Below are 13,109 nucleotides of genomic sequence, written 5' to 3'. Positions count from 1 at the left end.
AAGCAATTACAGCTCTGTTTCAAACTTTTTTGGTTGCTTTTGAACCAATTACGGAGTGGCTTGTAGCACCGATGGCCGCTCTTTCTCCCTATTTCGATTAATGATTAGAATACCGCTGATATATTGCACTTTAAACCAATTCCATAAAGAGATAGTATCGTTTGCAATAAAGCGGCCAAAACACGTCCTGATTAAGGGATTAGAAACCTTACAAATTCTATTTTTATGAATTTTTAACTCTAAACCATCGGTTTTTTACTGCCTACAAGAGAAAGCAAGCCCATCCAGCAAGAAAAAGACTTGCGAAAGCTGGGCTTGCACCATGCTCGGTTACCCGAATAGATACGTCAGTTGCGAATGCTTTGTAGGCCTACTCTACGATCAGCTCATCCATAAATACCCATGCATTTCCGCCAGCACCTCCATGCCAAGAAGGACATACTCCCATATTCTTGGCGGTAACCCTTACATAGCGCACCTTCTCCTTTGCAAACGACACCACAACAGGAACTATCTCCTTTTTATCGAACCGCTCCTTTATACTAAAAGATTGCTCGCCAACCTTCTTGAAAGATTTTCCATCCAATGATACCTCCACCGTAAATGCTAAAGGAGTAAAAATCCATTCGGGCTGATACTGCAAAAAGCGGGTAGACACCTTTCTTACCTCTACAGGACTATCCCATTCGAGCAGAAAGGATACGTCGTCTTTATCCTTTCCAATCCATTGCCCATCGCGGTAAGTATCACCACCATGCTTACCATCCATTAGGGTGTAAATACCATATAATGGAAGATGGCTTTCGCTTAGAGTAAAAAGCGGCGTTATGCTTGGGTAGTCGTAGCGGTTGATGACATTACCTGAATTAGCGGCATCTCGGAAATGTAACTTTTCGAATGCCACCTCCGATATGAGGCTTTGCTCGTTTCCTTTAATTGCAATAGCCTTTACAACCGTGCTTTTATCAATGCTGAATGGTTTCTGATATAATGTACTACGCAGCGATGGCTCACTTCCATCCAGCGTATAGCGTATTTGAGTGCCAGCATCAGCAAGAAGCTCTACCGACCTGCGATTTACAAAGTACGAACGGTAGCTACGCACATAGGGAGCTGCTAGCCCCTTCTTTACAATCGAAACGGCACCATCTTTGCCTACAAAAGCCTCCTCGCCGTAGCTGAATGGGCCAAACGATTGCCCATCGCGAGAAACTGTAAATCCAAACTCATCCATCTCGAAAGAATAGAAATGTCCTCTAAAGAGATACCCTTGCAACGAGGACCTACCCAACTCGAGACTGTAGTGAGGGTTTACAGACATCGTACCATCGATATTGGGTTTAATGCCGAAAAGGCCAAACATAACCGCCTCTACACCTGCCCCAGACGATATCTGAATAGGCATTGAGGATTCGTCCTGAAGAGGCTCGTTAGCCCGTAGATTCTGACCGAGGTACGGAAAATAGTCGGCATAGCGGCTGAATCGGGAGAGGATTGTCCAAGCGAGAGGCCCCTGCCCCATACCGTATAGGTTGCGGGCAAGACGCAGCGGCACACCCGTAAAGGAGCCTCCTCCGCCCCAATCGGAATCGATAAGATCCCAGCGCACCTTATCCTGCCTCGATATAGAATACACGCTATATGGGCCCAAAAACTCCTGATCGTTCAAATGGGAGATGATGCCCATCCGCTCCTCGTCGGTGATGGCGTTGGTACCAAGCAGATCGAAGAGGTGGTTGCTGTAGAGCGGCTCCCTACGGCCATCGGGGTAAATATTATCGAACCAGCGGGTGGATCTATTCCAAAGTTTGGCATGCATGCGGTCGTTCAGGTCGTTGGCGTAGCCTCGGAACTTGGAGGCATCGCCATCGTTACGCAGCGTGCACCATCCATCTAGCCAGCGATAGAGATCGACAGCCAAGCCATTTACCACGGGGACAACCCCGCTGTAGCCGTCGGTGCGCATCTCGATGAGTTCCTCGTTCTTCCGTCCCATATCCATCAATCCGGTAAAGGGAGAGCGGTACTTGGCGTGGAGTAAGTCTCCCCAAGACTTCATCCACTCCATGACGCTTTTGCCCGCAACCTGCTCGTCGAGGAAGGCCACATCGCCAGTTTGGCGGAGGTAGGCGTCTATCATCGTTTTAAGGGCAAAGGGCTCCTGAATGTAAAAGATGCCGTCTCCCCCGCCCTGCCAAGAGATGTAGGTGCTTTTAAGCTTGCCCTCCTTCATGGCCACCAAGATGGTGCGCTTCATGCTGGCCGGGTCCATTATCGATATGGCATCGGAGGCAAAAGAATTATCCCAAGTAATGGTGAATACCCACGAGCCCACCGACCAAAATGGGTTGATGATAAAGTTCTCGCGCTCCCAGCGGCACTCGAGCATGGTGGCGATACAGCGCCTATAAAAATCTTCGAGGCGGCGGTTATCGGAGCGTAGCTCGGGTAGACGGCTCGATGCGAAGCTCAGCCGCTGCCGGGTATCCTTTATGGCCCCATCGAAGCGGGCCGCCACTGCACCATCGGTGGCTGCTGTAGCGGCATCCTTACGCCCCATTTTTATGGCGATATAAACCTCACGGCTACCCTTTGCCGGCACCTCGACGTACCATCCTCGGCTATCGACATCGGGAATGGAGGACGAGAGGCTTACCTGATAGTCGCCCGCGGCTAGCACGAAAGGCGATAGGCGGCTAAAGGCGGCGGCATTATCTTTTGCCAGCACCTGCTGGTTGGGAATAAGCGAGAGCTTTAGCGGCTCCGGCTCCCTGTTGGTTAGCACCATCCGCAGGATAACCTCATCGGCTTTTGCCGAGGATACGGTCTCCGTTTTTATGCCAAACGAGACCGTTTTGCGGCTGTACTCCTTATGGAATGTACCCTGACGAACATAGCGGTTGGGCTCCCAGTACTCGTCCTGCGTAACGGGGATGGTGGCAAACCCTGAACGGAAGTTGGCTCCCAGCGGATCGGTTCCGGATCCGAAGCGAATCCACTCCTCCCAAAGATCGGGAACGTTATCCTGAATGAGCACGTCGGCATCGTGCTCGTAGAAGTTGAGGAAGAAGCTGTAGTTGGCCAGCTCGATGGGCGGAAACTGAAGGCGGTGGATACCCGTTAGGCTGTAGCGCTTAACGTGGGCCGCCCCGCGCCCGTTGAAGAGCCGCAGCTGGTTATCGGTAAATCGGATCTGCTCGCGCTTCATCCGAAGCGCCTCGGGCGTTAGCCATCCCTGCTGGGCTAGGGCCGCAACGGCAGCCTGCATCACCATCAACAAAAAAACAACCTTTTTCATTATATATAAGGTATTAGCAAAATTGGCTATTCCGAACCTGCTTCGGCGTTGTAGAATACCGCAACTTTTAGTTCTGAATAGCCAACCTATAATATTACTAAATACGATCGAAACGGGGAACTTTAGCCCCTTTTTCATGGAGATACAAGCGTCTTCGTTCGCATCTCCGCCAAATTGTCAGCGGTGTCCGTTCGGAGTGAGTTCGGAGTGAGTTCGGAGTGCCTTCGGAGTCCCTTCGGACTTCCCCCAAAATCGCACCGTTTTCCGAGCGGCATTCCTGCCATAATGACAGTCTACGAACGGACATCCGAGGGGTAGCATCTACTTGATAAAGGCAACCACCAAAATGGCCTCGGAGTCGCCTTGCTGGCGCACCCTTACGCTACCTGCAGCAGCTGGCACCACAAACGTTTCGGCATAGCTGAACTGCTGCGTAAGCCCATTTTCCGAAACCACCTCGATGGAGGTCCCCTCGACGAGGCTCATCACCAGGCATCGGTTGTTGGTGCTAATGGTTACCTCGGAGGCAAAGTGGTAGCGAACAACATCGTAGCTGTGCTTTGGATGGGTTTGCAGATGGTAGAGCTTCCAGTCGTGCCCCTCGTCGAGCAGGGCGGGATGCGCCACCAGCTCGTTGGGCACGCGCTCGCCCTTACGGTCGAAGCAGAGGTTCTCCATCCCCCTTTCGATGTTAATTGGACGTGGCTTGCCATCGAGATCGAGGCGCAGCCAGTCGTACATCTTAAAGGTGAAGATGTATGGGGTGGTGCTGATTTCGAGAACGAGGTTGTTGATGCCCGATCCGTGAATGGTTCCCGGAGGAATCAGGAAGAGGTCGTGCTTGCGCGAAGGGAGAACCTGCACGTAGCGCTCCACCTCCATTGGCTCGTTGTTGGTAAAGCTGTCGGTAAGCGCCTGCTCAAACTTAGCAGGCTCAATATCCTCCTGAAATCCGAGGTATACCTTGGCGTCGGGCTCGGCATCGAGAATGTAGTAGGTCTCCTCCTGGGTAAAGCTTTCTCCAAACTGCTCGCGGATGTACTCCACCTGAGGATGGCACTGCACCGAGAGGTTTCCGCCGCTATAGGTATCCAAGAAGTCGAATCGGATAGGGAATTCGGTTCCAAACTGCTCGTGGCAGTGGCCCAATACGGCCTTCGCGTCGTGGTACATCAGCCAGTCGAAAGAGATTTCGAGCAGCGTATCGCCACCTTGGATGAGGAGCCCATTCTCGGGAACAATCAGCTCGAACGACCAGGCGTAGTTGGGCACATCGTTATTTAGCCCTTCGATCTTATCCTTAATCCATTGCCCACCCCAAGCGCCAGGCTCGAACCAAGGGCGCACGCGGAACATGTTTTGGCTCATGGTTGCCAAAGCGGCACGGGCGGCGTCTCCGCCAATCCAGGTAGGCATATCGCGCTGGGCATCGACAAACACATCGACCAGAGCAACCAGCTCCTGCTTACGCCTATTGCAAACCACCCAATCCACAAAGTAGAATCGCTTGTACATCTTCTTTGCGGCATCGGGCTTAGAGCAGCCGATGTTGGTGATGCTGCCTGCGCGAGAACGAAACTGCAGCTCGTTTTTCGACAGGTCGAGGTAAATGAGCTCCGCGTCCCAATCGAGCAGCGAGGCGCCAACGCCGTAGGCAATGGTAAGCCCGCCTGCAGGCTTAAGGGCCTGCAACTTTTCGGCAACAAAGAAGTCGGAAAGCGTAAGGGTGGTTCGTTTCCCGAAGATGGGATCGTCGCCGCCAAGAAAAGGCTCCACCATAGCGGTTATATCGTCCTCCGATTTCATGGCGGTAGAGACATCAACCCAAGTTGATGCTACCCCCAGCTTCAGCAGCTCCTTTTCGAGCTCGTTACGGTAATCGTCGAAGAATACGCCTACGTAGCCTTCGAGCAGCACCTGCTTGCAGCCAGCAATGCGGGCAGCAAGGGAGCCGAAGCCTTCGCTAACGGCATCTTCGGATACCTTTAGGCTGGGGTAAATATCGTACTGACCTGCCGTTTCGCCATCTTTATGCAGCGGCAGGAGGAATTGTGCGGTGTTTCTTTTACTATTTAAGTTGCTCATCATACAATTATAAGTTCTACTTCGTGGTGTTAGCCCAGTTCTGAATCATTTGGATAGATTTGTACAGCACGCCAGCCTCGCCTCGGAATGTTCCCGAACCAGAAGGCTTATTATCTACGCTGTACCATTCGTAAAAGCCCTTGTTGGCTATTACACGATCGACCATAGGCTGCATTTGCTCATAGGCCTCCTGAACAAACCCGTAGTGGATAAGCTGCTGAATCATACGAGCACCAAACCAAGTCCAGTCTCCCCCATTTTGGTAGCCATAGGGGTACATCCCCTTTCCAATAAAAGCACCTTGAGGGTATGGAGGATACATGGTAAGACCAATGGTGGCCGCACCTGATTCCTTTACATTCTTAATCATCTTGTCCAACGAAACCTTAATCTCCGCCTTCGAAAGCAGACCTGCTTCAATTGCAACGGCGGTTCCTCCGTGGTAGAAGATAGCATTCTCATCGAGAGAAGCGGAGAACGGAGATCCATTTAGGTAGATATGGGGGATGAACTTCTGATTTTTCTTATCCCACAAGTATTTGCGAGAGTTCTTTGCAATGTCGTCCCTTACCGACTTCCAACGAGCCTTTGTGTTCGGAAGAAGCTCCATCATGTTATCTAATGCAATAACAAACATCGCATTGTCGTATATGTCAATGGCGTAGTGGGTATCGCTAGTTAGGTATACCCCCCACTCGTGCTCGGGCTGCACATCGCCCCAATCGGCGGTGGTAGCACCCCATATTAGGCCATATCGTGCGCTGTAGCGATGGTTTAGCAGATACTCCATTGCCTCCTCCATGCGAACAGCAACGGTTTTGTCGCCTACCTTTTCGGTAAGGATGTCGGTTTTACCAGTACGCTTTACATACTTATATATTGCCTGAATCAAGGAAGTTTCCTGATCTGTCTCCACGGTATTCTTGTGACCAGCATAGCGCGCCTCAAGTTTTGTGTGGATATAGTCGTACCCAGCAGCGGCTTTGCTTTTTGGAATAAAGCCATCCACGATGTTACCATCTACCCCCTGAAGCGTGAAGAATACAAGAAGGTTTTCTTTTACGGTTTTAGCATCGTAGACATCGCAAGCCAGCTCGATAAAGGTATTGTAGTCCCTAATCCATACTTCGCCATAGCCATCGCCAGCATTGAAGCCAGTCTCCATTACCGCTTTGGCCTTCTCTACAATAAGAGGATAGGTATTATTCGTTTTTACCTTCTCGACCAGCGTTTTGGTCGGATTAATGGCCATCGCCCAAGAGCAGGAAATGGCAAACACAAGCACAAATAGCTGCTTCATAGATATTACTAGTTTAACGTGTTTAGACTTACATCATTTGTTGCCTTAAAAACAAGGGAAGGAGCTGTCTATCCTTCCACCTGTTCTTAACACACTACAATTCAAAACTCATCGAGTCATCGAAGGAGGAGGTGTTGCTACCCCCCAGCTGGTATTTGGAGTTGCCCCCATTCCCAGCCGTAGAACACCACCCTTCATCAAATCGTTTCGTGGAATCCAGCAGCTGTTCAACGACTTTCCATTGAACGAAGCATCCTGAACGTAGAACGAATCTTTAGAGTTATTAGCTGTAACAATCTTTAAGGTTTTTCCCTTGGTATATTTTGGATGAAGATGAATTGTTATCTCATCGAACATTGGACTTCCGATTTGGAAAGATGGAGATGCCGCGCTATGGCCCTGCACATCAAATAACCCCATCGAGGCCAGCACAAACCAAGTTCCGAGCTGTCCCTGATCCTCGTCCTGTCCGTAACCATAACCATTGGATGGAGTTACACCATAGAACTCGTTACAGATGGTACGAGTCCACTTTTGGGTAAGCCAAGGCTTTCCCGAATAGTTGTAGAGCCAAGCAATATGAAGGCAAGGCTGATTGCCCTGATTATAGAGCATTTCAATGCCGGCAAAACTATCAACCTGCTTACCACCTCCAAACTCAAGCTTCTGCGACTCGAAGAAGGTCTTATCCAAACGCTCGTTAAAAAGATCCTTTCCAACAAGATTAATTAAGCCTCCAATATCATGAGGTGCATACCAAGTATACTGATATCCGTTACCCTCCTGAAAGCCTTTCCAAGCCTCCTTTGGGTTATAATCTTTTATAAACTCGCCGCTCTCCAGCTTAGGACGAATATACCTAGTCTCGCTATCGAAAATATTACGGTAGAAAGTAGCTTGGTTTATTAGCCGCTTATAGTCAGCCTTCTTTCCAAGCGCTTTGGCCATGTTGGCAACCGCATAGGAGCTAAAAGCAAACTCCAATGTATGCGATGCCCCAAAGTTGAATACCCAACCATTGGAGATGGTTGTATCCTTATAAGGCACATAGCCGTTGTTTACAAAGTAGTGAAGATCGTATTTACCTGAGCCAAAAGGACGATTACGGTACTCCAACTCGTTATCGCGAGCCGCTTGGTAGGCATGTTTAATATCGAAATCGCGAATACCGCAGTTGTAAGCAGCCGCAAGCGCTAGCCCCATAAAGTTGGTTTGCACCCCATTAGAATGCATTCCTGCAGCTTCACCATCATGCATCCAGCCCGTATCCTTATGAAAATCTAGTACCGACTGCATATAGTCGCTATAAACATCGGGGTATGCTAAGCCCCACAGCTGGAATAGGTTCCAGAAAGCCCCCCAAACACCATCGGTGTTATGATGGTTGTGAGTTGGCACCCCGTTCTTATCAAGCGCAATTTGACCAACACCTCCATCGTTTTTAGGATATTGACCATTTACATCACTGGATATGCCACGACCTAGAAGTGAATGGTATAGTCCCGTATAAAACTTCACCTTATCATCCTCCGACTTACCCTTAACCTCGATACGGCCTAGCATTTTTTGCCATTCGGCAACAGCGCGCTGCTTTGCATCATCAAAGGCTAGCGTCGCAGCCTCCTTTTGCAGATTTAATTTTGCATTGGCAATGCTTGTGTAGGATACGCCAACTTTCATTAGAAGCTGTTCTCCCTCCTTCATGTCGAAGTTTAGGAACATACCATTAGCAATACCCTTAGTCTCCTTGGCACTAACAACCTGCTTGTCGTCTACAAAAGAACCTACCGATTTAGGAGATTTATTCATTTCGGCATAGAAGTACATCTTCACGCGTCCGCCTGGTTGGCAAAACTTGACATACTCTGGATAGGTTATCACGTACCCCTCAACCGTTTTATCTCCGGTTTGAGCCATATACGCCTCAACAACATCGCTACTCTCACCCTGCTTATGCCCAATATCAAAGATCAAATGGGCATTATCCGTTTTAGGGAAGGTATAACGATGAAATCCAACACGAGTAGTAGCGGTAATTTCGGCCTTTATTCCATAGTCCTCTAAAAAAACAGAGTAGTATCCGGGTTCAGCATGCTCCTCCTTCTTATCGAAACGAGAGCGATAGCCCAACTCTGGATTCTCCACGGTTCCGGGAACTGTTTTCAGTTTGCCAACTGTTGGCATTACCACCACACCTCCTACCTGAAACTCGTGGAAATGGCCAAAGCCTTCGATAGAGCCATGCCTATCGTCGTACCCACAAGGAAGCCAGCTACCCGGGCTACCATAGGCGTTGGTGTGAGGTGCCAGCTTCGCCATTCCAAAAGGAAGCGCGGCTGGCGTGTAAAAAAACCATCGAGCATGAACTGCTCCTAAGTTGGGCTTAACATACTTATTAGGAAATAAATCCTGTGCCATGACACCCGAACTTAGAAGCAATCCAGCCGCAAAGGCTAATAGAGCAACTTTCTTAATCATGATTATTTGAGTTTGGTGGATAGAGCAGCGAATAGAACGTACAGCAAGCAGATAAGAATAACCACAGCGCTAGCGGCAACACCAAAGGCTCCACTAACTGCCCCCATTATTGGAGGAATTAGCGCTCCTCCCGAAATTGCCATTACCATCAAGGCCGAAATTTCGTTAGAGCGATCGGGCATTCTATTTATTGCTGCAGTAAAAATCAGCGGGAAAAGGTTGGCAGAGCCTAAACCTACCAAAAAGATGGCAGCACGAGCAAGGTTGACAGATGGAGCCACCATAAAGAATACCACCGCCGCAATAGCGAGCACCGACGATGCCAGCAAGAACTTGCGGAGCGGAATACGGCTTAGCAGCAGCGCACCCGAAAAACGGCCAATCATAAGAGCCGTAAAGTAGATGCTAATAGCTAATGACGCCTCCTCTAAACCTATCCCATAGCGAGAAGAAAGAATAGCGGCAATATTTGAGTTCATCCCCACATCGGCACCTACAATTAAGAAGATGGCCATTGTCATCCCCAGCACAAAAGGATTCTTAAGCAACCCTAAGCACGAAGAGAATGTGGCACGAACCTCTGTGCTGCGGCTCTCCTCAATCGTTGTTGCGGCAAGCCACAGGTAAGCAACAATGGAGGTTACCCCATACACCAAGAAAACCAACCTCCACGAACCAAACGAAGCCGCAGCAAACGTTGCCAAGATTGGACCAAGCAACGAAACAATTGCCTTTATAAACTGAGAAAGGCTCATCATGCTCGCAAAGCGCTTCTCCGAGGAGATTACATCGCGTAGCAGTGGATTGGAGGAGACTTGGATAATCGTATTTCCGACACCAAGTAGTATTATCGAAATAGCAACAGTGAATAGCGAGTAGAATGCAAAAGGAACGAGCATCCCTACAGCGGTAAGAGCAATCCCCATATTGAGCATACGCTTCTTACCAAATCGATCTTGAAGAATTCCCGAAGGAATAGACATGAGGAAGAACCAGACAAAGGCCAACGAGGGGATGGTTTGCGCCCACACATCCGACAGCTCAAAGTCCTGCTTAATGTACCCCGTTGCGACACCCACGATGTCGACAAAGCCCATAACCATGTAGGCCATAAGCATGGGGGCTACCTTTCGTAAACTAAAATTATCCTGCTTCATAGGTGTAATGCTACTGTTAGTAATACGAAGCAAATATAATTTGTTTACATGTTTAAACAAATAAAAAAGCATAAACTTGCGGAAAGTTCGCAAGTTTAGCTCTACACCTTAATATCTATCGAATAAATAAATTTCTCAGCATTATAAATCCCAATGTTATACTCCACGGGACGCATACCCGAATCGTAGACGAAGCGTTCGCGTACCATAACTGGAGTTTTGGTATTTACGCCCAAAAGAGCCGCCTCCTGTGGCGAAGCCAGACGTGCCGAAATACGCTCTTTAGACAATGACGGAACAATAGAAAAGTCTCTTTCCAGAATTTCGTAAAGTGGGCGAGAAAAGTCCTCGTTGCCAGTAAGACCGATACGTGGATTGAAGTAGCTCTCGAAAAATACGAATGGAGCATCGGCGTAGCCACGCAAACGCGAAACCTTTAGCACCTGCGCCTTAGGCTCCACCATTAAAAAGTTGCGGATGCGCTCTGAAACTTCGACAAACCCACTCTCTAGGCTATACATCTTTAGGGCTACCCCCTTGTTGCTCATCTCCTGAGTAAAGCTGTGCCAGCTATCAAGGCTTGTTTCGAATGTTTTCTCCGATACCCGGGTACCTACGCCCTTTTTACGCGTCAATAGTCCTTCGAACACCAACTTGTTGATGGCCTGTCGCAGCGTGTTACGAGCTATTCCCAACTTCTTGGCAAGTGACACCTCGTCGGGAAGGAACGCTCCATCCTGGTACTCCTTCTCTTCAATTAACTTCCTTAGCATCGCTTCGACCTGAAGGTGCAATGGAATTGGACTGCTATGGTCGATTTCTAGTTTCATTCTATCAAAGTAAGCCTACAAATGTAATATATCTGCAAGAACATAATCCAACATTGTTTAGGGAAAGAACAGCTCTACTCAAAAAAAGGATACACTTCGTCGCGGTAGCTCTTGCCAATCGGAATCATCGTATCGCCTACTTTTATGGAATTCCCCTCCACATAATCAACCCATTGCGCTGATATGATGTATGATTTGTGCACCCTTATAAAATCAGGTCGCCTCAACTCCTCCTCCAGCCGCTTCATGGTATCGTGTGCAATAATTTTCCCTTTTGCCGAATATACGGTAACATAATCGCCCATCCCCTCGATATAGATGATGGAAGAGAGCGGTATTTTGTAGATGCGTTTATCCGCCTTTACGGTTAGCGAAAGCTGGTCGGACGAATTTTTAGCCTCTACGGCAGCCGGAGTACCGTTACCTACGCTACGCAGCTGCAGCCTGGCGATTGCCTTATTCACGGCCTTAACAAATCGCTCGAAAGGTATGGGCTTAAGCAGGTAGTCCACCACGTCGAGCTCAAACCCTTCGAGCGCATACTCGGGGTAGGCGGTGGTTATGATCACCAACGGCGGATTTTTTAGCGAACGTAGAAACTCTACCCCCGATAGCGAGGGCATATTTATGTCGAGGAAGATAATATCGATGGATTCCTTAGCCAACGGATCGATAGCCTCCAGCGCATTGGAGCATTTGGCAGCCAAGTTCAGCGCTGGGATCTGCTCGATATACTTCTCTACCACCCGCTGTGCCAGTGGCTCGTCATCTACAATCAAACAGCGAATACTCATGGCTTTATTGTTATTTCTGATGTAAAGATATACCCTTCGGACTTGTAGCTCATCTGGTGCCTATCGGGGTAAATGAGCTTCAAGCGCTTCTCCACGTTGGCTAAGCCAATGTGTCCGCCCTCTCTGTTAGGCTTGTTGAGCATGCTAGGCGTGTAGGGATTTTCGGTACGGAGGTATACTTGCTCGGCATCGGCCTTTAGGAGTATTTTGATGGATGAGGAGGAAACAGCGCCCAACCCATGCTTAAAGCAGTTCTCGATTAGCGGCAAGAAAAGCAGCGGTGCAATAGGTTGCTCCTCCTGCTCGACCTCCACAACAAATTCGACCGTGTACTTTTCGTTTAGGCGGATACGCTGCAGGTCGATATACGAGCGCAGGAACTCGATCTCCTTGCTTAGCGCCACAAACGGCTGGTTGCACTCGTAAAGCACGTAGCGCATCAGCCCAGAGAGCTTTAGGATGTAGCTAGGCGTTTCGGGCGAAGCGTCTAACGAGAGGGCGTAGATGCTATTCAGCGAGTTGAAAAAGAAGTGCGGGTTTATTTGCGACTTTAACCCCGTTAGCTCTGCGGCCATCTTCTCTCCCTGTATCGAGGATAGCCGCTCGCGCATCTCAGCTACCGACATCGAATCGTGAATAAGCCGAATGATGGAGGTTACCAGCCCAAATATAACTAGGAGTACGGTTACAAACATCGTCATGCCAAGCAGTAGCTGATCCCAGAAATGCTCCGGTTTATGGTTTTTCATCCCCAAATCGTTACCCACGTAAAAGAATGCGCGCATGACGGTGTAAAAAAAGAAGTAGTAGACCACAAGCATCAACAGCACGTTGGCAACATACTTCCACAGCTTACGCTCGTTAAGCAACCTGGGGATAAGCACAAAGTGGTTAAGATAAATGGGCACCACCGAGGATACAGCAAAGAGAATAATGGATGGTTGTAGGTTGCTTACAATTACAATAAGCAGCACCATTAACGAGTGAGCCAACACTACCAGCCCATGCTGATTTAAAAAACGGGTAACCTTTCCCATCATTTTTTTTCACAAAATAAAGAAAAAGGAAGTACGCCGCTCCATTTTTTCGACAAAAGGATATGGGGCATCGACAAACGGAAGCGCACGCCCTGCAGCGCACTTAGGGCAGCAGGCTTTCCGTTCGTCG

The 13,109-nt window shown here is 48.9% G+C and carries 8 protein-coding genes; all 8 read right to left on the bottom strand.

The window, feature by feature from the left end; all coding sequences use genetic code 11:
• Nucleotides 1-370: 370 nt before the first annotated feature.
• The 8 genes from L990_RS09630 to L990_RS19215 all read right to left on the bottom strand — a co-directional run bounded on the left by L990_RS09630 (nt 371) and on the right by L990_RS19215 (nt 12,982).
• Entirely contained in the window at nt 371-3,298 is a 2,928-nt protein-coding gene (locus tag L990_RS09630) for a chitobiase/beta-hexosaminidase C-terminal domain-containing protein (protein WP_197057269.1), read from the bottom strand.
• A gap of 321 nt (nt 3,299-3,619) precedes the next feature.
• Nucleotides 3,620-5,386 carry a class I mannose-6-phosphate isomerase gene (locus L990_RS09625; protein WP_047448133.1) on the bottom strand — a complete coding sequence of 589 codons (1,767 nt, stop codon included), beginning with the start codon at nt 5,384-5,386 and terminating at the stop codon, nt 3,620-3,622.
• A gap of 13 nt (nt 5,387-5,399) precedes the next feature.
• A complete protein-coding gene (locus L990_RS09620; RefSeq protein WP_047448126.1) occupies nt 5,400-6,683 on the bottom strand; it encodes a GH36-type glycosyl hydrolase domain-containing protein in 1,284 nt (427 codons plus the stop codon).
• A gap of 108 nt (nt 6,684-6,791) precedes the next feature.
• The gene (locus tag L990_RS09615; protein ID WP_156121485.1) at nt 6,792-9,161 is read right to left on the bottom strand and encodes a GH92 family glycosyl hydrolase; all 2,370 of its coding nucleotides are present in this window, start codon (nt 9,159-9,161) and stop codon (nt 6,792-6,794) included.
• 2 nt (nt 9,162-9,163) lie between these two features.
• On the bottom strand, nt 9,164-10,318 hold the full coding sequence (locus L990_RS09610; protein WP_047448121.1) for an MFS transporter: 1,155 nt from the start codon (nt 10,316-10,318) through the stop codon (nt 9,164-9,166).
• Nucleotides 10,319-10,419: 101 nt separating this feature from the next.
• Nucleotides 10,420-11,148, bottom strand: a complete 729-nt coding sequence (locus L990_RS09605; protein ID WP_047448119.1) for a GntR family transcriptional regulator — start codon at nt 11,146-11,148, stop codon at nt 10,420-10,422.
• A gap of 74 nt (nt 11,149-11,222) precedes the next feature.
• Nucleotides 11,223-11,942, bottom strand: coding sequence for a LytR/AlgR family response regulator transcription factor (locus tag L990_RS09600; protein ID WP_047448115.1), 720 nt, complete (start codon nt 11,940-11,942; stop codon nt 11,223-11,225).
• Entirely contained in the window at nt 11,939-12,982 is a 1,044-nt protein-coding gene (locus tag L990_RS19215) for a sensor histidine kinase (RefSeq protein ID WP_081981662.1), read from the bottom strand. Before L990_RS19215 ends, L990_RS09600 begins: the two co-directional genes overlap by 4 nt.
• Nucleotides 12,983-13,109 lie beyond the last annotated feature (127 nt).

Origin of the sequence: Alistipes sp. ZOR0009, from assembly GCF_000798815.1 — a bacterium.
GTDB lineage: Bacteria > Bacteroidota > Bacteroidia > Bacteroidales > ZOR0009 > Acetobacteroides.
Note: the sequence above shows the minus strand (reverse complement) of the source record. Positions and strands in the feature narration are given on the sequence as shown.

Coding starts and splice junctions, on each gene's coding strand:
- L990_RS09630 (WP_197057269.1), bottom strand. CDS start 3,298: ATGAAAAAGGTTGTTTTTTTGTTGATGGTGATGCAGGCTGCCGTTGCG.
- L990_RS09610 (WP_047448121.1), bottom strand. CDS start 10,318: ATGAAGCAGGATAATTTTAGTTTACGAAAGGTAGCCCCCATGCTTATG.
- L990_RS19215 (WP_081981662.1), bottom strand. CDS start 12,982: ATGATGGGAAAGGTTACCCGTTTTTTAAATCAGCATGGGCTGGTAGTG.
- L990_RS09600 (WP_047448115.1), bottom strand. CDS start 11,942: ATGAGTATTCGCTGTTTGATTGTAGATGACGAGCCACTGGCACAGCGG.
- L990_RS09615 (WP_156121485.1), bottom strand. CDS start 9,161: ATGATTAAGAAAGTTGCTCTATTAGCCTTTGCGGCTGGATTGCTTCTA.
- L990_RS09620 (WP_047448126.1), bottom strand. CDS start 6,683: ATGAAGCAGCTATTTGTGCTTGTGTTTGCCATTTCCTGCTCTTGGGCG.
- L990_RS09605 (WP_047448119.1), bottom strand. CDS start 11,148: ATGAAACTAGAAATCGACCATAGCAGTCCAATTCCATTGCACCTTCAG.
- L990_RS09625 (WP_047448133.1), bottom strand. CDS start 5,386: ATGATGAGCAACTTAAATAGTAAAAGAAACACCGCACAATTCCTCCTG.